This window comes from Mesorhizobium carmichaelinearum (genome assembly GCF_900199455.1).
GTDB classification, from domain to species: Bacteria; Pseudomonadota; Alphaproteobacteria; order Rhizobiales; family Rhizobiaceae; genus Mesorhizobium; species Mesorhizobium carmichaelinearum.
Map to the genome: position 1 here is coordinate 396,010 of NZ_FZQR01000003.1, position 17,693 is coordinate 413,702.

22 protein-coding genes are annotated in these 17,693 nt (G+C 63.0%); 16 read left to right on the forward strand and 6 right to left on the reverse strand.

Annotated elements, in window-relative coordinates:
• Positions 1–163 precede the first annotated feature (163 nt).
• Both CKW40_RS08555 and CKW40_RS08560 read left to right on the forward strand, forming a co-directional pair.
• Complete coding sequence (locus tag CKW40_RS08555; RefSeq protein ID WP_095199494.1) at positions 164–934, forward strand: IclR family transcriptional regulator; 771 nt, start codon at positions 164–166, stop codon at positions 932–934.
• Positions 935–1,204: 270 nt separating this feature from the next.
• Positions 1,205–3,694: an EAL domain-containing protein gene (locus CKW40_RS08560; protein WP_095199495.1), complete on the forward strand. Its 2,490-nt coding sequence runs from the start codon at positions 1,205–1,207 to the stop codon at positions 3,692–3,694.
• A gap of 14 nt (positions 3,695–3,708) precedes the next feature.
• On the opposite strand, the gene CKW40_RS08565 is transcribed toward CKW40_RS08560, so the two are convergent.
• Complete coding sequence (locus tag CKW40_RS08565) at positions 3,709–4,248, reverse strand: GNAT family N-acetyltransferase (protein WP_095199496.1); 540 nt, start codon at positions 4,246–4,248, stop codon at positions 3,709–3,711.
• 229 nt (positions 4,249–4,477) lie between these two features.
• Between CKW40_RS08565 and CKW40_RS08570 the strand changes: the two genes are divergently transcribed.
• Positions 4,478–4,933 (forward strand): DUF2214 family protein, encoded by a 456-nt coding sequence (locus tag CKW40_RS08570; protein ID WP_095199497.1) that lies wholly within the window; start codon positions 4,478–4,480, stop codon positions 4,931–4,933.
• On the opposite strand, the gene nth is transcribed toward CKW40_RS08570, so the two are convergent.
• The gene (nth, locus tag CKW40_RS08575) at positions 4,921–5,733 is read right to left on the reverse strand and encodes an endonuclease III (protein ID WP_095199498.1); all 813 of its coding nucleotides are present in this window, start codon (positions 5,731–5,733) and stop codon (positions 4,921–4,923) included. The two genes, CKW40_RS08570 and nth, sit on opposite strands and share 13 nt — an antisense overlap.
• A gap of 22 nt (positions 5,734–5,755) precedes the next feature.
• Between nth and CKW40_RS08580 the strand changes: the two genes are divergently transcribed.
• A complete protein-coding gene (locus CKW40_RS08580; RefSeq protein WP_095199499.1) occupies positions 5,756–6,250 on the forward strand; it encodes a DUF2244 domain-containing protein in 495 nt (164 codons plus the stop codon).
• Between the two features lie 2 nt (positions 6,251–6,252).
• Here the strand turns inward: CKW40_RS08580 and CKW40_RS08585 are convergent, their stop codons facing one another.
• A complete protein-coding gene (locus CKW40_RS08585) occupies positions 6,253–7,068 on the reverse strand; it encodes a class I SAM-dependent methyltransferase (RefSeq protein ID WP_095199500.1) in 816 nt (271 codons plus the stop codon).
• Between the two features lie 115 nt (positions 7,069–7,183).
• Here CKW40_RS08585 and CKW40_RS08590 point away from each other — a divergent pair, with 115 nt between their 5' ends.
• The 10 genes from CKW40_RS08590 (at position 7,184) to CKW40_RS08635 (ending at position 14,186) form a co-directional block, all read left to right on the forward strand.
• Positions 7,184–8,062 (forward strand): methylated-DNA--[protein]-cysteine S-methyltransferase, encoded by an 879-nt coding sequence (locus CKW40_RS08590; RefSeq protein WP_095199501.1) that lies wholly within the window; start codon positions 7,184–7,186, stop codon positions 8,060–8,062.
• Positions 8,063–8,283: 221 nt separating this feature from the next.
• Positions 8,284–8,754, forward strand: coding sequence for a hypothetical protein (locus CKW40_RS08595; protein WP_095199502.1), 471 nt, complete (start codon positions 8,284–8,286; stop codon positions 8,752–8,754).
• A 92-nt stretch (positions 8,755–8,846) separates the two neighbouring features.
• Entirely contained in the window at positions 8,847–9,167 is a 321-nt protein-coding gene (locus CKW40_RS08600) for a hypothetical protein (protein WP_244571147.1), read from the forward strand.
• On the forward strand, positions 9,134–9,658 hold the full coding sequence (locus CKW40_RS08605) for a hypothetical protein (RefSeq protein ID WP_095199504.1): 525 nt from the start codon (positions 9,134–9,136) through the stop codon (positions 9,656–9,658). The genes CKW40_RS08600 and CKW40_RS08605 overlap by 34 nt, the downstream gene beginning before the upstream one ends.
• A complete protein-coding gene (locus CKW40_RS08610; RefSeq protein ID WP_179297885.1) occupies positions 9,630–10,115 on the forward strand; it encodes a hypothetical protein in 486 nt (161 codons plus the stop codon). The genes CKW40_RS08605 and CKW40_RS08610 overlap by 29 nt, the downstream gene beginning before the upstream one ends.
• 188 nt (positions 10,116–10,303) lie before the next feature.
• A complete protein-coding gene (locus tag CKW40_RS08615) occupies positions 10,304–11,209 on the forward strand; it encodes a ribokinase (protein WP_095199506.1) in 906 nt (301 codons plus the stop codon).
• 1 nt (position 11,210) lies between these two features.
• Positions 11,211–12,656, forward strand: coding sequence for an amidase (locus CKW40_RS08620; protein ID WP_095199507.1), 1,446 nt, complete (start codon positions 11,211–11,213; stop codon positions 12,654–12,656).
• A 107-nt stretch (positions 12,657–12,763) separates the two neighbouring features.
• A complete protein-coding gene (locus tag CKW40_RS08625) occupies positions 12,764–13,378 on the forward strand; it encodes a LysE family translocator (RefSeq protein ID WP_010911482.1) in 615 nt (204 codons plus the stop codon).
• 106 nt (positions 13,379–13,484) lie between these two features.
• Positions 13,485–13,808: a hypothetical protein gene (locus CKW40_RS08630; RefSeq protein WP_095199508.1), complete on the forward strand. Its 324-nt coding sequence runs from the start codon at positions 13,485–13,487 to the stop codon at positions 13,806–13,808.
• Between the two features lie 3 nt (positions 13,809–13,811).
• Positions 13,812–14,186 (forward strand): hypothetical protein, encoded by a 375-nt coding sequence (locus CKW40_RS08635; protein WP_095199509.1) that lies wholly within the window; start codon positions 13,812–13,814, stop codon positions 14,184–14,186.
• A 58-nt stretch (positions 14,187–14,244) separates the two neighbouring features.
• Here CKW40_RS08635 and CKW40_RS08640 read toward each other — a convergent pair whose 3' ends face one another.
• Positions 14,245–15,186, reverse strand: a complete 942-nt coding sequence (locus CKW40_RS08640; protein ID WP_095199510.1) for a nucleoside hydrolase — start codon at positions 15,184–15,186, stop codon at positions 14,245–14,247.
• Between the two features lie 256 nt (positions 15,187–15,442).
• On the opposite strand from CKW40_RS08640, the gene CKW40_RS08645 reads away from it, so the two are divergent.
• Positions 15,443–15,868, forward strand: coding sequence for an Hsp20 family protein (locus CKW40_RS08645; RefSeq protein ID WP_013893014.1), 426 nt, complete (start codon positions 15,443–15,445; stop codon positions 15,866–15,868).
• A gap of 77 nt (positions 15,869–15,945) precedes the next feature.
• Positions 15,946–16,200: a BQ00720 family protein gene (locus tag CKW40_RS08650; RefSeq protein ID WP_095199511.1), complete on the forward strand. Its 255-nt coding sequence runs from the start codon at positions 15,946–15,948 to the stop codon at positions 16,198–16,200.
• Positions 16,201–16,356: 156 nt separating this feature from the next.
• On the opposite strand, the gene ptsN is transcribed toward CKW40_RS08650, so the two are convergent.
• Together ptsN and hpf are read right to left on the reverse strand one after the other, a co-directional pair.
• Positions 16,357–16,821 carry a PTS IIA-like nitrogen regulatory protein PtsN gene (ptsN, locus tag CKW40_RS08655; RefSeq protein ID WP_095199512.1) on the reverse strand — a complete coding sequence of 155 codons (465 nt, stop codon included), beginning with the start codon at positions 16,819–16,821 and terminating at the stop codon, positions 16,357–16,359.
• A 59-nt stretch (positions 16,822–16,880) separates the two neighbouring features.
• Positions 16,881–17,465, reverse strand: a complete 585-nt coding sequence (gene hpf, locus CKW40_RS08660) for a ribosome hibernation-promoting factor, HPF/YfiA family (RefSeq protein ID WP_095199513.1) — start codon at positions 17,463–17,465, stop codon at positions 16,881–16,883.
• Positions 17,466–17,693 lie beyond the last annotated feature (228 nt).

Genomic DNA, 17,693 nt, shown 5'->3' on the forward strand with positions numbered 1-17,693 from the left:
CCTCCTCCGGTGCCTGCCAAACGCGCCTGCATTCACAGACCCGTGATCGAGTTCAAGCAGATGTTACTGAGTTCTGTCAACGGGAACGATATTCTGCTGGACAGAACGGTCCAGTGGCGCGACAGAGTGGCTCCGCTCGGGCTTCTCCGAACTGGGAACCGCGATGGACCTACCAAGCAGATCGACTAATGCGGAAAGCCGGCGCGCCTCGGCCGAAGGTGTTGCGGCACTTGATCGGGCGATTGCCATCCTCGATGCCTTCACCGCGACCGACCGCTCGCTCAGCCTGGCCGAAATCGCGGCGCGTACCGGCCTCTACAAGAGCACGATCCTGCGGCTGGCGAATTCGCTGCTACGCGGGCAACTGCTCGAGCGCCTCGACGATGGGCGTTACCGCGTCGGGCCGGCCGCCTTTCGGCTGGGCGCGCTCTATCAGCGTTCGGTCGTGGCGGTCGACATCCTGCTGCCGATCATGCGCGACCTCTCCGAGCGAAGCTGGGAGAGCGTTGCCTTCTATGTCCGCTCGGGCGACGTCCGCACCTGTCTCTACCGCGTCGAATCCAAACATCCGATCCGCTACACCATCCGGGAGGGCGACGTATTGCCTTTGCTCGTCGGTTCCGGCGGACGCGTGCTTGCGGCGTTTTCCGGTCAGCCGGGCGAACCCTACGAGACCATCCGCAGGACTTGCAACTGCCTCGCCGTCGGCGATCGCGATCCCGAGACGGCAGGCATCTCGGCGCCGGTGTTCGGACCGGGGCGCGTCCTGCTCGGCGCCTTGACGCTGGCCGGTCCGAGCACACGCGTCGATGCCGCCTTCCTTCAGCGCATGAAACGTCCGCTGCTCGAGGCGGCGGCTCGCGCCACCCGCGCCTTTGGTGAGGATGCCTCCATGCTCGAACAGGCAAGTCTTGCGGCGGAGGCTTTGCCCTAGTTCCCGCGGTCGCAGCCCGGAAAGGCTCGATATTTCAAATACAAATTGATCAAACTTGAAGCAATTGCTTGACGTCGCGTAATATTAGGCTCACTCGCGGCAAGAATCGGTTTTGTAAAAAGGAAATTATTTATTCGCTGTTAAGTCCGGCCGTGATAACCGGACTGTTGTCGCCATCTGAGCGACATGAGGGAAGGACAGCGTCCTGAACCGACGGATGAAACAGTCGGATGGACGCGCTGACAGGATCATGGCACGTCCGTGAATTCGATGAAGCTGTCATCGAGGAACGCCAATCCCCGTCTTCTCGGGCTCGTCTGGCCGTTCATCGCCGTCGTCCTCATCCAGGCGCTGGTCGCCAGCCTCAGCCTCTACACGCTTTCGGCGGTTCGCGCCTATGTCGGCGGCGAAAGCCAATGGTCCAAGGGGCAGAAGCACGCCATCTATTTCCTTAGCCTCTATGCGGACACCGGCAAGGAGGAGTTCTTCAGCGAGTATCGTGCAGCGATCGCTGTTCCGCTGGCCGACCGCTCGGCCCGCCTGGCGCTCGAGCAGCCCCAGCCCGACATCAACGCGGCACGGACCGGCTTCCTGCAGGGCGGCAACCACGCTGACGACGTGACCGGGATGATCTGGCTGTTCCAGAATTTCCGCGGCTTTATCTATCTCGACACCGCTATCCGGCACTGGACCGCTGCCGACGCGATGATCCTGGCCATCCAGCAGCTCGGCGACGCGATGCACGCGACGTTGAGCAAGGGGCAGGCGTCACCGGCTGAGATCAACGCCTGGAAGACGTATATCCATCAGCTAGATCGTCAGATCAGCCCCCTTTCCAAGGCTTTCTCGGACAGTCTCGGCGAGGGGTCGCGCTTCATCCGGATGCTGCTCACCTTCGCCAATCTCGTCACCGCCGCCTTGCTGATCCTGCTTGCCGTGTTGCGGACGCGCAAACTCCTGGCCCAGCGCCAGGCCTTCCAGCTGGCGCTCAATGCCGAGCGCGAGCGCGCCCAGGTCACGCTGGCTTCGATCGGCCAGGCTGTCATCAGCACCGGCCGTGACGGGCGGCTGGACTACATGAACGCAGTTGCCGAGAAACTGCTGGCCTGCCCGTTCGGCACTGCCAGGGGGAAACCGATCGCATCGCTGTTTCGCCTTGTCGACAAGGACACCAGCGTTGAAGAAACGCAGCTGGTCGAGCGTCTCCTGGCCGGCGAACCACGCCGTTCCAGCGCCCGTCCGCAACTGCTGCAGCGGCCGGACGGCTCTGTTGTTCCCGTCGCGCTGACCGGCGCGCCGCTGCTCGTTTCCGGTGAGGTCGTCGGCGCGGTGCTCGCCTTCCACGACATGACGCGCGAAGAGGACTATATCGAGCGGCTTTCATGGCAGGCATCGCACGATGCGTTGACCGGGCTCGCCAACCGGCGCGATTTTGAAAGCCGGCTGGAAAGGACGATCGTCGAATTGCAGGGCCAGCCCCGGCAGCACGCCTTGATGTATCTCGATCTCGACCAGTTCAAGCTGGTCAACGATACCTGCGGCCATGCCGCTGGCGACCAATTGCTGCGCCAGATCTCCGCGCTGCTGACCCACGAATTGCGGCCCGGCGACGTGCTGGCCAGGCTGGGCGGCGACGAATTCGGTGTGCTGCTCGTGGACAGTGACTGCGAAACCGCCGCCGACACCGCCGAACGGCTGCGCACAGCCGTGCAGGACCTGCATTTCGCCTGGGATAACAGGCCTTTCAACACCAGTGTCAGCATCGGCATGGTGCAGATCGCCGATGCGCACGTGACAATCGAGGAGACGCTGCGTGCCGCCGATGTCGCCTGCTACATGGCCAAGGAAAAGGGCCGCAACCGCGTCCAGATCCACAGCGATGGCGACATGGCCCTACGCGAGCGTTTCGGTGAGATGGCTTGGGTGCAGCGCCTGCACGCCGCATTGGAGCAAAACCGCTTCAGGTTGCATGCCCAGGAAATCTGGCCGCTCAACGACGCCGCCGCCGAGGCGGGAGCGCATATCGAGATCCTGTTGCGGCTGACCGACGAAGACGGCACCTTCGTCACCCCGCAAAGCTTCATTCCCGCAGCCGAGCGCTACGGCCTGATGCCGTCGATCGACCGCTGGGTGGTGCGCAACACCTTCCGCATCCTGGCCGCACGGCAAGCCGATCCGCTCACGCCGCCGATCGCCACATGCGCCATCAATCTTTCCGGTGCGACTTTCGGCGACGAGACCTTTCTCGGCTTCCTGCGCGAGCAGTTCCTCGTCCATGGCATTTCACCGGCCGTGATCTGCCTCGAGATCACCGAAACCAGCGCCATCGCCAATCTCACCAATGCCATGCGCTTCATCGCCGATCTGCGCGGCCTGGGCTGCCGTTTCGCACTCGACGATTTCGGCTCCGGCATGTCATCCTTCGCCTATCTGAAGCACCTGCCGGTCGACTACCTCAAGATCGACGGCAGCTTCGTCAAGGACATGCTGGAGGATCGCATCGACCGCGCCATGGTCGAGATGATCCATCATATCGGCAAGGTCATGGGCAAGCGCACCATCGCCGAATTCGTCGAAAGCGACGGCATCATCGCCGCCCTGAAGACGATCGGCGTCGACTATGCCCAGGGCTATGGGATCGCCAGGCCGAAGCCTTTCGATGCCTCGACGGTGCTGCTTGGCCGGGGTGCCACGCCGGCCGCGGAGAGCGCCGATCCATGGGCCGATCTGACACGGAAGCTGCGCCGCAAGGCCGGTTAGGGCCTCACCCCGGTTTAGGGCCGTCGCTCCAGCAGGATGGTCGGGGCATCGTGATAGAGGGTCCGCGTCACCTCGCTGTAGCCGCACTTCCTGGCGACATTCTGTGAAGCCGTATTTTCCGGATCGATGATGCAGACGGTTTTCGTGCGCCCGAATGTTTCTTCACCCCATGCCAGGACACGGCCGACAACCTCGGTGGCAAGGCCGGCACCGTGGACGGCCGGCGCCAATGCCCATCCGGCCTCGGGAATGCCTTCGATCGACGGTTCCATGTCGCGCTTCAGGTCATGAAAGCCGGCCTCGCCGACGAAGCGGCCTGTCGCCTTCTCCTCGATCGCCCAGAAGCCGTAACCGAGCAGCGACCACAGGCCGGCATGACGCAGGAAGCGCATCCAGCTTTCCTCGCGCGTGCGCGGCTTGCCGCCGATGAAACGGGTGACGACCGGGTCGGACCACATGGCGACATAGGCGTCGAAATCGTCCAGCCGGTGCGCCCGCAGGATGGTCCGCTGCGTCTCGATGACGGGGGCGACGGTCACTTGGCGGTTGTTCATGGGACTTGCCTCGCTAATGGTGCCTGCGCTTAGCAAATGGCCCCTACGGTGCAAGGGCCAGCAGAAGATGCGCCATCATCCAGACAAGCGGCAGCGGGCAATGTTCTGCGGTGGCGGCTCCGCTATGGGAATTCTGTCCGACGGTGCTATTTTCCCGGCAGGCTGATTCAGCACTTGGCAACTCGACCTTTTCAGATGCGGGCTGGTGCTCAAACCCAGGGAAAGAAGCATGGACACGACCGACCTTGTGCTTGCCATTGTCCATCATCTGCTGGTGTTTTCCCTGGCAGGGATCATCGGCGCCGAATTCGTGCTGATCCGCGGCGACCTGCCGGCCGCGACGCTCAAGCGGCTCGCCGGCATCGACCGCCATTATGGCATCATCGCCGCGCTGATCATCATCGTCGGCATCGGTCGTGTCTTCTGGGGTCTGAAGGGTTGGGAGTTCTACATCTACAACTGGGTGTTCTGGGCCAAGATGGCGGCCTTCGGCATTGTCGGCCTGCTGTCGATCATCCCGACCGTGCGCTTGATTTCCTGGAACCGGCAGGCCAGCGCCAATCCCTCCTTCGCCGTGCCGGCGAGCGAACTGGCCTCGGTGAAGACCTATATCCGCACTGAGGCCTTCGTCTTCCTGCTGATCCCGGTTTTCGCGGCAGCTATGGCGCGCGGTTACGGCACCTGATCGCCAGAGACCGCCGTTTCAAGCGGCGCGATCGGCACCAGCGGCGCTGGAACGCTGGTCGTCTTGTCCTCGGCCTTGCAGATGTCGGCGATGACGCAGGCCGGGCAATCCGGCTTGCGCGCCTTGCAGACATAGCGGCCATGCAGGATCAGCCAGTGATGCGCATGGCGCATATACTCGTCCGGGATGATCTTCAACAGCCCCTGCTCGACCTGTTCGGGTGTCTTGCCGGGCGCAAGGCCGAGCCGGTTGCCGATGCGGAAAATATGCGTGTCGACCGCCATCGTGTGCTGGCCGAAGGCCATGTTGAGCACGACATTGGCGGTCTTGCGCCCGACCCCGGGCAGCTTGACCAGTTCATCGCGATCATCAGGCACCGCGCCTCCATGATCGCGGATCAGCGCTTCTGAAAGCGCGATGACGTTCTTGGCCTTGTTGCGCCACAGACCGATGGTCCTGATATAGTCACCAACCTTGGCCTCACCCAGCGCCAGCATCTTCTGCGGCGTATCGGCGACTTGGAACAGCGCCCGCGTCGCCTTGTTGACGCCGGCGTCGGTCGCCTGCGCCGAAAGCACCACCGCCACCAGTAGCGTGAAGGCGTTGACATGTTCGAGTTCGCCCTTCGGCTCCGGCCGCTGGATCGAAAAGCGCCGGAAGATCTCGTGCACTTCCGCCGGACTGTAGCGCGACGTCCGCCGCACCGGCCGTGGACGCGGCTTGGCGTTCGAACCGTCACGCCGGCCGGCTGGCAACTCATTTTTGGGCATGGAAGAATCTTTGGACTTGGGGGGCGCCATTTCCCTCCTATAATATCCTGTCATGAGCGACACAAACGCCTCGTTTCAGGCTGACGAGCCCTTCTTTCACGCATTGCTGACGCCGCACCGGTCGCTGGGCAGGACGGGCTTCCTGGTCCTGATGGGCGCGCTGCTGTTCGGCTGGCTGGTGACCGGCGCGTTTTTCCTGTCGCGCGGCGCCTGGCCGGTGTTCGGCTTCTTCGGCCTCGACGTGATCGCCGTCTACATCGCCTTCCGCGCCAACTACCGCGCCGCCCGCGCCCGCGAGGAAGTGTCGGTCTCGCGCACCAGCCTCGACATCCGCAAGACGGCCCCCTCGGGGAAATCGGAAGCGCACCGCTTCAACCCGTTCTGGGCGCGGTTTTCGGTCGCTCGTCACGCCGAGATCGGCATCACCAAAATGACCGTCGAAGGGCAAGGCCAGAACGTGCCGATCGGCGGCTTTCTCGACCCCGAGTCCCGCGAGAGCTTTGCCACCGCTTTCTCACGCGCACTGGCGACCGCCAAGGCACGCTGAATCTAGAACCGATATCGCAAAAGCCTGCCGACCTTGCGCAGCGCCGGAATGTGTTTCCACAGCCTAACGAACAGTTTGGCGGACCAGCCCATGCGGGCGGCGTGTTCAGGTTTGTAGGCGGAGATATCCTCAACGAACCGCAGCTTGGGGACCGCCAGTTCCAGCTCGTGCGGGTCGTCGATCGCCCAGTGGACCTCGGCACCCGTCACCTTGATGGTCGGATTGAGGCGAAGCAGCGTCAGGCCGAAACGGCTGTAGGCGTCGAACATCAATTCGCCGCCGGCAAGGTGCGAGACCAGCCGCGAAACCAGGCGTAGCCCTTCGTCTGCGGGGAGATAGGGTGTCAGCCCCTCCGCCACCACGATGGCCGGGCGGTTGCGGGGCACGTCGGCCAGCCAGCCGGGCTCGGTCACCGACGAAGCGATGAGGTGGTAATGGTCGCGGGACGGGTAGAGCCTGCGCCTGAGCTCAATGACCTGGGGATAGTCGACATCGAACCAGTCCACGCCTGGTGGCGGATCGACACGGAAGATGCGCGTATCGAGCCCGCAGCCGAGATGCAGCACGATGGCGCCGGGATTTCTGGCCAGAAAATCCTCGACACGAACGTCCAGCGTCTTGGCCCGGATCGCCAGGCCAATGCCGAGATTCTCGTCTACTTTGAGCCTGGAGAAATCATAGTCGATCTTGCGCACCGCCTCGTCGGCGAAATGATCCGCAAGCAGCGAATGCGGCAGCCGGCTCTCCAGCGCCTTGCCATAGAGCGTCATCAGCAAGGTTTCCTTGGCCCCTGTCAGATGCACTTTCTCGCCAGCCATAAGCGACTCCTGGCACGAAACCCCGAGTCTATCTGGGCATGTGCGGCAAGAAGGCAAGTTTCGGGTGGCGATCGCCGCCCCAAGGGGCGATATTCCTGGCCAAGGAGACAGTTCGATGAGCACACAGACAGCCGTCCTCAAGAAGGACATCACGCCGCAAGGCAGCGACTACGAGATCGTGCGCCGCGCCATCGAGAAGATCAGCCTCGACTACCGCGACCAGCCTTCGCTCGAGGAGCTTGCCGAAGAGGTCGGCGAGACGCCGACCGGCCTGCAAAAGCTTTTCACCCGCTGGGCCGGCCTGTCGCCCAAGGCGTTCCTGCAGGCGGTGACGCTCGACCACGCGCGCCGGCTGCTCGATTCCGGCATGCCGCTGCTCGAAACCTCGTTCGAACTGGGCATGTCCGGTCCCGGCCGGCTGCATGACCTGTTCGTCACCCATGAGGCGATGTCGCCGGGCGACTACAAGACACGCGGCGCCGGCCTCACCATCCGCTACGGCTACCATGCCTCGCCTTTCGGCACCGCCCTGATCATGGCCACCGACCGTGGCCTAGCCGGCCTCGCCTTCAGCGACCCCGGCGAGGAACGTGCGTCCTTCGCCGACATGTCCAGCCGCTGGCCGAACGCCTTCTATGTCGAGGACATGGCCGCGACCGGGCCCTATGCCGCGCGCATCTTCGATCCAACATTGTGGCGCCCCGACCAGCCGCTGCATGTCGTCATGATCGGCACCGACTTCCAGGTCCGCGTCTGGGAGGCGCTGCTGCAGATCCCGATGGGCAAGGCGCGCACCTATTCCTCGATCGCCGCCAGCATCGGCGCGCCGAGCGCCAGCCGCGCGGTCGGCGCCGCCAATGGCGCCAACCCGCTCTCCTTCGTGGTGCCTTGCCACCGCGCCATCGGCAAGTCCGGCGACCTCACCGGCTACCACTGGGGCCTGACCCGCAAGCGCGCCATCCTGGGCTGGGAGGCAGGGCAGGTTTCGTCTTAAAATGTCGATTTTTCAATTTCGACTCAAGAAATATATGAATAGTCGCACTATAAAGTATTAGTGCGATTTCTCATCGGAATTTCCGGATGCAACCGAGGACAACCATCGGTTTCTTCATGGTTATTATTGCCGCGCATTATTTAAGTTTACGCTAAATTAACCACGATAAAGCGATCATGACCCATATTAATTCGGGCGAGCCGACTTAATAGGAGGTCTCGATGAAATTGTTTCGCACCGCTTTCGGTGCAGCCTTGCTGGTCGCATGTCTGGACAAGCCTGCATTGGCAACGACACAAAATGTCATTTTCAATGGCACGATCTCCCCGACCTGCACGCTTGTCATTGCCACCAATGGCACCATGACGGTCAGTCCCGACCTCCAGACCCTCAGCTCCCACAACAGCGGCGGCTCGGCCGGAACCGTCACGCTGACGACGACCGGCGGCGTGTCGCTGAGCGTCGATCCGGTCACCACCACGACGGTGCCGGCGGCCGACACGACATCGACCACCTGGACACCAACCTACTCTTCCGCTGGTGCGCACTCCATCGTCGAGACCGGCTCGGCGACCGCCATCAGCACACCTGGCGCCGACCTTGTCTCGGTCCATCTCGCCGGCACCAAGGGTGGCAGCAACCGCTTCGCCAACGGAAACTATCAGGCAACGGTAACGCTTCGCTGCGAGTAGCGCCCGGGAAGGAGGCATCCTTGACACGTTTTGGAACCCTGACGGCGGCGCTGGCCGTCGGCCTGATCCCCGTTGCCGCGGCGGCGCAGTCGATGTCGCCGATGCGCGGCGAGGTCAACAGTTTCACCGACGTCTTCGCGGTCCGCGTATACCCGGCCAATCCATACGACCAGAAGATCAAGGTCGAAATCCACGTCTACGATCAGGATTTTCAGCCGGTCGCCGCCAGGATCTCTCCGAGTGCCTTCCAACTGGGTTCCCAGGCTTCCCGTCCTGTCCTTGTGGTCGTGCCTTTCGGCGGCGCTGCCGAGCGTAAAGTGCGTATCTGTACCGAAAGCATCCCCTTCCCCAATCAACAGACGCAGATAAGGGCACAGATATGCGGAAAGTTTTTTGGGCACCGCAAGTCCTGACGCTGGCAGTCGCGGTTGCTGTGACAAGCACCGTTCCAACCCAGGCCCAGGACCAGATCTACAATCTCAACCAGAACGAGAACGGCTTCAATTTGCCCGGTGTCACCTTGCCCCAGGGCCAGGACGAGGTCCATGCCGCGGACGGCACCACTTGCCGTTCCGCCGTTTCCGGTTCCGGTGCCTATATGGATCTCGGCGTTATCAGAGGCAACAACCAGACGGACAATGGCGTCGCCACCTATGGCCGGGTGGTGATCCCGATCGGGCGTACACCGACGCGTCTCGACTGCAGCCGATTGTACGAACTTGAGGTCCAGCGCCTGCAGCTGGAGCTGAAACTGCTCAAAATGGGCCTCGGCGGCGACGGCCCGACGGGAAGCGTGGCCGCCGGCGCTCCCGCCACCGCGGCCGCGTCACCTGGATGGGCCAACGAAGGCTGGAGCATCAGGACCGGAAATGGCGATGGCAAGAAAAAGAGGAAGAAGAAATAGCCGCACGCTGCTTGCGATGGCAGCCCTTGCCGGCTTCTGCCAGCCTGCGCCGGCGGCAATCATCGGCACCTGCACCATCATGGTCGGGGCGTCGGGAACGATGAAGGCAAATCCCGGCCTCAACGTGTTCGGCTCCAAGCAGGCCGGCGGATCGAGCGCGGGCGCCACCATCACCGCCAGCTCGCTGCTTTGCACCTTGCTCAACCTGCTCGATTGTTATTCCGTTTCCGCACCGGCGCCCGCATCGTTCTCGTCGGCGCCAAGCGGCGGCGGCACCAATGTCAACTTCAGCACCGTCTACCGCCTCGACGGCACCGGCGTCGACACCTCCGGAAGCGTGCCGCAGCGCGTCGTCAACGGCACCCACACTATCGAGGTTGACCTCACCGCCACCAAATCATCGGGCATCTTTCCCGCCGGCAGCTATCAGGGCACGGTCACCGTGCGCTGCGAGTGAGGCGACAAATCGCCTTTTGATATCCACATGGTCTGGCAAGTCACCGCATGACGCGCTAGCTTCCCGCGCAACCGGGGTGCCGGTGCAGCCATAGTGATGCATCGGCGCACCCCGCCATCTTCGATCCACATCGTGCTTTCCGAAAGTCGATCCTGATTTCCGGCCAGCGCTGGCAGGGAGGCACTTTCTTGATAGTCGTCATCGGCTCGATCAACCTCGACCTAATCGCCAAAGTCGACCGCTTGCCAACCCCCGGCGAAACGGTGAGCGGCTCCGGTTTCGCCACGGCGCCCGGCGGCAAGGGCGCCAACCAGGCGCTGGCCGCCGCGCGCGCCGGTGTCCCCGTGCGCATGGTCGGCGCCGTCGGCAAGGACAGTTTTGCCGGCGAGGCGCTGGCATTGCTGCGCGAGGCCAAGGTCGACCTGTCGGGCGTGGGGGAAACCTTTGCCTCGACCGGCACGGCGCTGATCATGGTCGGCCACGACGGCGAGAACATCATCGCCGTGGTCCCCGGCGCCAATGCGTCGGTGGTGCCCGGCGATCTTTCCAAGGCCTTCCTGAAAAAGGGCGACGTCGTGTTGCTCCAGCATGAGATCCCGCTGGCGACCGTCGATGCCGCGCTCGACCAGGCACGGGTCGCCGGCGCCATCACCGTGCTCAACACCGCTCCCTTCCAGGGCGATGCGGCGGCTTTCCTCGGCAAGGCCGATTATGCCGTCGCCAACGAGACCGAGTTCGACCTCTATGGCGAGGCGCTGGCGTTGAAGGGCCGCGACCGGGCGGCACGCATGCGCGACTTCGCAGCAAAAACCGGCCGCACCATCGTCGTCACCCTCGGCAGCGACGGTGTGATGGCGGCGACGCCGAGCGATTTCCTGACTGTTGCAGCCATGAAGATCACGCCTGTCGACACGGTCGGCGCCGGCGACACCTTCTGCGGCTACTTCGCCGCCGGCTTGTCGTCCGGCCTTGCGCTCGACAAGGCGCTGGCGCGCGCCGGTGCGGCAGGCTCGCTCGCATGCCTCAAGCCGGGTGCCCAACCGGCTATCCCGCTGGCCAAGGATGTCGATCAGGCCTTGCAGGAAACCCGTTGAGATGATGCGTCCCGCGACGAAACATGCCGTGCCGCCGGCCGGCGATATCTGCCGCCTGTCCGCCATCGAGCTTGCCGACGCGATCCGCCGCCAGAAACTATCCGTACGCGAGGTGGTGACCGCCTTCCTCGACCGCATCGAAGCGGTCAACCCGCTGGTCAACGCCATCGTCTCTTTGCGCGACCGCAGCGACATCCTGCGCGAGGCCGATGCAGCCGATAGCAGGCGGGGAGGCGAAACCGGTACGCTCTTTGGCCTGCCGATCGCAATCAAGGACCTCGCCTCGACGACCGGGCTCAGGACCTCCTTCGGCTCGCCGATCTTCGCCGATTTCGTGCCGCAGGAAGACGATTTCTTCGTCGAGCGCATCCGCGACGCCGGCGCCATCATCATCGGCAAGACCAATGTCCCCGAATTCGGGCTGGGATCCAACACCTACAACAATGTCTTCGGGCCGACGCTGAACGCCTTCGACCCGGCGCTCACCGCCGGCGGCTCGAGCGGCGGTGCGGCGGTGGCGCTGGCGCTCGACATGGTGCCTGTCGCTGACGGCAGCGACTTCGGCGGCTCGCTACGCAATCCGGCAGGCTGGAACAATGTCTACGGTTTCCGCCCGTCGCAGGGGCTTGTGCCCGGCGGACCGGACTTCGAGGTCTTTCATGCACAGATGGGCGTCGAAGGGCCGATGGGCCGCAACGTCGCCGACATGGCGCTGCTGCTCGACGTGCAGGCGGGCTACCATCCGCAGGCACCCCTGTCCTATGAGAAACCGGGCTCGTTCCTCGAAGGCCTCGCAATACCGCCGACCGGCGGCCGCATCGCCTGGTTTGGCGATCTCGGCGGCCATCTGCCGATCGAAGCGGGCATCCTCGATCTGTGCGAGGCGGCACTCGGCCGGCTCGCGGGCCAGTCCTTCGCGGTCGAACCCTTGCTGCCGGATTTCGATTTCGAAGCACTGTGGCATGCCTTCGTCACGCTGCGCCAGGCCAGCAGCGGCTGCGCCCTCAAGGTCCATTACGACGACCCCTCCAGGCGTGGCCTGCTGAAGCCGGAAGCCATCTGGGAAATCGAGAACGCGATGCGGCTGACGGCGCTGCAGATCCGCGCGGCCTCGGTGATCCGCACCTCCTGGCATCGCACGCTGCTGTCGATCTTCGACCGCTTCGATCTCATCGCGCTGCCGACCGCGCAGGTCTTCCCCTTCGAGATCGGCACGCACTGGCCAAGCGAGGTCGCCGGACGGCCAATGGACAGCTATCACCGCTGGATGCAGGTTTCCGCCTTTGCCACGCTGGGCGGCTGCCCGGCGGTCAACGTGCCGGTCGGTTTCGACGACAAGGGCCGGCCAATGGGCATGCAGCTAATCGGCCGGCCGCGCGGCGACCTCGCCGTGCTGAGGGCGGCCGCAGCCTATGAGGCGACACTGCCCTGGCAAGCCGGCGCTTGACGCGCGTGTAGCGGCCCGGCGCCTTCGCGTGCGGCTTGCGCGGAGGCTGTCGCCATGCATTGATTGTCGTCCACTACGCCGCATTGGCGGCATTTTGAGGAAAAATCATGTCGCTGGAACTCTACGCTGCCTATGTCCTCGCCTGCATCGTCATCATCCTGGTGCCCGGTCCGACGGTCACGCTGATCATCGCCAACAGCATTCGCCACGGAACCCGCGCCGGCCTCGCCAATGTCGCCGGCACGCAGGCCGGGCTTGCCATCATGATCGCCATCGTCGGCATCGGCCTCAACACGCTGATCGCGGGCATGGGCCACTGGTTCGAATGGGTGCGCCTGATCGGCGCCGCTTACCTGATCTGGATGGGCGTGCAGATGTTCCGCTCCAAGGGCACGCTGAACGCCGACGGCACCGCGAGGAAGCCGCGCGGGGGCTTCTTCCTGCAAGGCCTGCTGGTGGCGCTGAGCAACCCCAAGACGCTGGTATTCTTCGGTGCCTTCTTTCCGCAGTTCATCGCACCACAAGGCAATTATTCGCTGCAGATCGTCGTCATGGGCCTGACCGCCATGATCTTCGCCGCCATGTCGGATTCGACCTACGCACTCGCCGCCGGCCGCGCCGGGCGCCTGCTGTCGGCCAGCCGCATCAAGCTCATGTCCAGGATCAGCGGCAGCTTCCTGGTCGGCGGCGGCCTGTGGCTGGCGTTTTCAAGGTCGAAGTAACGGCAGCGGTCGCGAGCCCGGCGCCGCGAAAGTTGCGGCGCCCTGGAATGGCAATCGATTGAAAGTCTGTTCTCCCACCACCACATGAATCTGCACTGAGGGATTCATGTCTGTCTTTTGGACTTGGGATGGTTTGAAGAGGAACGCGCCTGGCGTGATCCTTTTCATTGGTGCGTTTGCGATTATAACTATGTTGGCGGCAAACAAATGGGCCAACGACGCAAGCCCAATCCGGTCTGTCGGTGCCATCGATGCAACGATCAAAAGTGCCCAATGGAGAGACGGTAAGTACATCCTCTATGTGCTTGTTCTCAATGATGGCTCGTCCGTGCTCATCGACGATGACCGCCCGCATCTGATTGAGTCAGATGCCAGCATCGAACGCGTCACGCGCGAAAATGGCGTCGTCTTCTACCGGTTTCCCGAGTGAGACATGGCGACAGGATTTTCTCGCAAAAGCCGCTTGCTCCTGCTTCAGGCCGAATATCGCGAGGCGGTCATTGGCCTCGCCTTCTTCTGCGCACTGCCTCTGGCGGCGCTGATCCCGATTGCGATGAACCAGGACAATCCTGTCGTCGGCACACAACGCGTTGCGGGCATCGTTGAAAACGCCACGTCCATGCCCGTAGCCCCGAAGGCCGTCTCCGGTCGCGGACTTTATTACCAGTATGGCATCCGTCTTAACGACAATGCCCTGATATCTGTCGACGGCGAGTTGGATACGCCGCACACGATCGGATCGGAAGTGACGATCGAACGGCAGCGCCATAAGAAAGGCGCCGACACTTTTCGTCTGCTCCCCGATTAAGCAAGCGAATGCGGGGCGTCCAAAGCGCACAGCCGTGGACGACCCACATCGAAGAAAACTAAAGCCGCCCCAGCCTCTCCACCAGCAGCGCGAAGAAGCCGTCATGGTCGATATCGCGCATCACCATGGCGTTCTTTTCCCGCTTGGTCACGCCCCACCAGTCGATCACGGTCATGCCCATGGTCAGTTCCGAGGCGGTTTCCACGCTGACATTGCAGCTGCGGCCCTTGAACAGCTCCGGCTTCAAGAGATAGGCGATGACGCAGGGGTCGTGCAGCGGGCCGCCATCGGTGCCGTATTTGCCCTCGTCGTAACGCTCGAAGAACTCCAGCATCTCAGCGGTCGCGATGCCGACCTTGGTGCCGAGCGCGCGGAAGGCCTGCGTGCGCTTGGTGGTCGTCAGCGCCTTGTGGGTGACGTCGAGCGGCATCATCACGATCGGGATGCCGGACTTGAACACCAGATCGGCGGCCTGCGGATCGACATAGATGTTGAATTCGGCCGCGGGCGTGACGTTGCCGCCCTCGAAGAAGCCGCCGCCCATCAGCACGATTTCCTTGATGCGCGGAGCGATGCGCGGTTCGCGGATCAGCGCCAGCGCTATGTTGGTCAGCGGCCCGAGCGGGCAGAGCGTGATGGTGCCGCTCTCTTCTTTCATCAGCGTCTCGACGATGAAGTCGACGGCATACTGCTCCTGCAGCTTCATCGTCGGTTCGGGCAGTTGCGGCCCGTTGAGGCCGGTCTTGCCATGCACTTCCTCGGCGGTGACCAGCGTGCGCGCCAGGGGACGGATGGCACCGGCATAGACCTTGATCTCCGGCCGGCCGGCCAGTTCACAGATCTTGCGGGCATTCTTTTCGGTGAGCTTCAGCGGCACGTTGCCGGCAACGGCAGTGATGCCGACGATCTCCAATTCGCTGCTGCCGAGCGCCAGCAGAATGGCGACGGCATCGTCCTGGCCGGGGTCGGTGTCGATGATGATCTTGCGTGGTTGGGGCATTTCAATTCCTTGTTTGGCTGGCCGTGAGCTCACCGGATCGAGAGCACGCCTGAAGGACGACCTCGGCGCTTCTCCTTGCATCCGCGCGTCGTTTCAAGCGCCATGTCGATTATTCCTGTGAGTCCAAGGCCTGGTCTTTTTGGGCGGGTCTTGTGGTGGCTTGAACTTGGTCGCGGGGCGGACCATATCAAGACCATCGGGAAAAATGCCATCTGGGTTTTTCCACTTTATGTCGCTCTTGAGAGGACAGTGTAACATGAGCCGAATGACGCCTTTCTCCAGCCCGCTTCTCCTTGGTTTCGACGCCATGGAAAAGACCTTGGAGCGCCTGGCGAAATCCGGGGACAGCTACCCTCCCTACAACATCGAACGGCTCAGCGGTGCCGACGGCAAGGCCGAAAGGCTGCGCATTACGCTCGCCGTCGCCGGTTTCGCCGAAAGCGATCTCGATGTGACAACGGAGGAAAACCAGCTGGTCGTGCGCGGCCGTCAGACCGACGACACCGAGCGCGAATTCCTCCATCGCGGCATCGCCGCGCGCCAGTTCCAGCGCTGTTTCGTGCTGGCCGACGGCATGCGGGTGATCGCGGCGGAGCTGAAGAACGGCCTGTTGTCGATCGACCTCGATCGGCCGGAGTCCGAACGGCTGGTACGGAAAATAAACATATCGGTGAAAGACTGATCTTTACCGATGGCTCTCATGCGGGATGGCCTATTGCCCCAGGAAAGGGCGGCGTCCACGCGCCAAGGAGGCTTGAAATGACCAGAACTGAAACGATCACCATGACCAATGGCGAATTCGCCCATCTCGGCGAAGGCTCGGTCGCTTATCTGCGCAAGGTCTCGAGCGATGACCTGCTCGGGCGCTTCCCGAACATCGGTGAAATCGCGCCCGGCCTGGAGCTGTGGGCCCTGTTTGCCGCAAACGGCCAGCCGATCCTGCTTTCCGATGCGCGTGACCGCGCACTGGCCGGCGCCATGGAAAACGACCTGACCACCGTCGCCATTCACTAAAGCAATTCCAGGAAAAGTGTTTGGCGGTTTTCCCGGGAAAAACGCATGGCGTTTTCCCTTGGGAATTGCGCCAAAACAAAGAATTGGCGACCGGTTGGCTGAAACGAAAAGGGCCGCTCGCGGCGGCCCTTGGCAGTCTTTCTCAAAAATCCAGCTTCAGGCGGCGTGCGAGGCCTGCGTGTCCGATAACAGCGCGTGGATCGCCGTGGCGTCGCGCGTCCCCCTGATCTTGGCCACCGTGTCGGCGTCGCGCAGCACCCGCGCGATGCGCGACAGGGCCTTCAGGTGATCGGCGCCAGCCCCTTCCGGTGCCAGCAGCAGAAACACCAGATCGACAGGCTGGTCGTCCAGCGACTCGAAATCGACCGGCGTTTCCAGCCGGGCGAAAACGCCGGCGATGCGCTTCACGCCGGCGAGCTTGCCATGCGGAATGGCGATGCCGTTGCCGACGCCGGTCGAACCCAGCCGCTCGCGCTGCAGGATGGTGTCGAACACTTCCCTCTCCGGAATGCCCGAAATCCCCGCGGCCCGCTCGGACAGCAATTGCAGAAGCTGCTTCTTGGAGTTCGCCTTCAACGCCGGCAAAATCGCCGGAACGCTGATAAGATCGCTCAGATCCATGCTTGAAAATCCCTTGTTCGCCTGCCGTCACCAGTCCTCACCCCTCGTGCGGCTGGCTTTTATCCCTGTGCGACCTTGGTCGTGGACGGGTCGATCCAGCCGATGTTTCCGTCGGGCCGGCGATAGACGATATTGAGATGATCGGTTCCGGCGTTGCGGAAAACGAACACCGGACTGTCCTTGGTATCGAGCTCGATGACCGCCGAGGCCACCGACATGGTCTTCAGCGTCATGGTTGATTCGGCGACGATGGCCGGCGCGAAATCCTCCGGGATCTCCTCGTCGTCATCGGCCAGCGGCGCCATCACCGTATAGGCGATGTCGGTCAACCCATCATTGCCATTGCCCGAATTGTGCGATTTGAGACGGCGCTTGTAGCGCCGAAGCCGGGTCTCCAGCCGATCGGCCGCGGCCTCGAAGGCGAGCGTCGGATCCTGGGCATCGCCCGTGGCCTGCAGCGAGGCGCCGGAATCCAGCCGGATCATGCAATCCGCCGAATAGCGCGAACCCGATTTGATGACGGTGACGTGTCCCGCAAAACCGCGATCGAAATATTTGCCGATCGCTTCGCCGACACGATCGTTGATGCGTGTGCGGAACGCATCGCCGATATCCATGTGTTTTCCCGATATGCGCAGATTCATCTGAAAACTGACCTTCCTTGCTCAGGCTTCAAACTGGCCCGAGTTTATACTCGTGATCCGTGCGCACAAGCTTTGCGGCGTCACTCGCGCCGATTTAAATCCGAACTTTCCGGTTGATCACAAGCCGCCGTTTTGACCGTCCCGAGGCCATTGTCGTGACGGACCATCCGCTAGCGGGCATCGGGCCCGTCTCATGCGGGCGGGCTTCTAGCCACTTCCCCGCGGCTT

Excerpts from the sequence above, each read along its gene's own strand:
- CKW40_RS08555 (WP_095199494.1), top strand. The coding sequence starts at position 164 with ATGGACCTACCAAGCAGATCGACTAATGCGGAAAGCCGGCGCGCCTCG.
- CKW40_RS08560 (WP_095199495.1), top strand. The coding sequence starts at position 1,205 with ATGAAGCTGTCATCGAGGAACGCCAATCCCCGTCTTCTCGGGCTCGTC.
- CKW40_RS08565 (WP_095199496.1), bottom strand. The coding sequence starts at position 4,248 with ATGAACAACCGCCAAGTGACCGTCGCCCCCGTCATCGAGACGCAGCGG.
- CKW40_RS08570 (WP_095199497.1), top strand. The coding sequence starts at position 4,478 with ATGGACACGACCGACCTTGTGCTTGCCATTGTCCATCATCTGCTGGTG.
- nth (WP_095199498.1), bottom strand. The coding sequence starts at position 5,733 with ATGGCGCCCCCCAAGTCCAAAGATTCTTCCATGCCCAAAAATGAGTTG.
- CKW40_RS08580 (WP_095199499.1), top strand. The coding sequence starts at position 5,756 with ATGAGCGACACAAACGCCTCGTTTCAGGCTGACGAGCCCTTCTTTCAC.
- CKW40_RS08585 (WP_095199500.1), bottom strand. The coding sequence starts at position 7,068 with ATGGCTGGCGAGAAAGTGCATCTGACAGGGGCCAAGGAAACCTTGCTG.
- CKW40_RS08590 (WP_095199501.1), top strand. The coding sequence starts at position 7,184 with ATGAGCACACAGACAGCCGTCCTCAAGAAGGACATCACGCCGCAAGGC.
- CKW40_RS08595 (WP_095199502.1), top strand. The coding sequence starts at position 8,284 with ATGAAATTGTTTCGCACCGCTTTCGGTGCAGCCTTGCTGGTCGCATGT.
- CKW40_RS08600 (WP_244571147.1), top strand. The coding sequence starts at position 8,847 with ATGTCGCCGATGCGCGGCGAGGTCAACAGTTTCACCGACGTCTTCGCG.
- CKW40_RS08605 (WP_095199504.1), top strand. The coding sequence starts at position 9,134 with ATGCGGAAAGTTTTTTGGGCACCGCAAGTCCTGACGCTGGCAGTCGCG.
- CKW40_RS08610 (WP_179297885.1), top strand. The coding sequence starts at position 9,630 with ATGGCAAGAAAAAGAGGAAGAAGAAATAGCCGCACGCTGCTTGCGATG.
- CKW40_RS08620 (WP_095199507.1), top strand. The coding sequence starts at position 11,211 with ATGATGCGTCCCGCGACGAAACATGCCGTGCCGCCGGCCGGCGATATC.
- CKW40_RS08625 (WP_010911482.1), top strand. The coding sequence starts at position 12,764 with ATGTCGCTGGAACTCTACGCTGCCTATGTCCTCGCCTGCATCGTCATC.
- CKW40_RS08630 (WP_095199508.1), top strand. The coding sequence starts at position 13,485 with ATGTCTGTCTTTTGGACTTGGGATGGTTTGAAGAGGAACGCGCCTGGC.
- CKW40_RS08635 (WP_095199509.1), top strand. The coding sequence starts at position 13,812 with ATGGCGACAGGATTTTCTCGCAAAAGCCGCTTGCTCCTGCTTCAGGCC.
- CKW40_RS08640 (WP_095199510.1), bottom strand. The coding sequence starts at position 15,186 with ATGCCCCAACCACGCAAGATCATCATCGACACCGACCCCGGCCAGGAC.
- CKW40_RS08645 (WP_013893014.1), top strand. The coding sequence starts at position 15,443 with ATGAGCCGAATGACGCCTTTCTCCAGCCCGCTTCTCCTTGGTTTCGAC.
- CKW40_RS08650 (WP_095199511.1), top strand. The coding sequence starts at position 15,946 with ATGACCAGAACTGAAACGATCACCATGACCAATGGCGAATTCGCCCAT.
- ptsN (WP_095199512.1), bottom strand. The coding sequence starts at position 16,821 with ATGGATCTGAGCGATCTTATCAGCGTTCCGGCGATTTTGCCGGCGTTG.
- hpf (WP_095199513.1), bottom strand. The coding sequence starts at position 17,465 with ATGAATCTGCGCATATCGGGAAAACACATGGATATCGGCGATGCGTTC.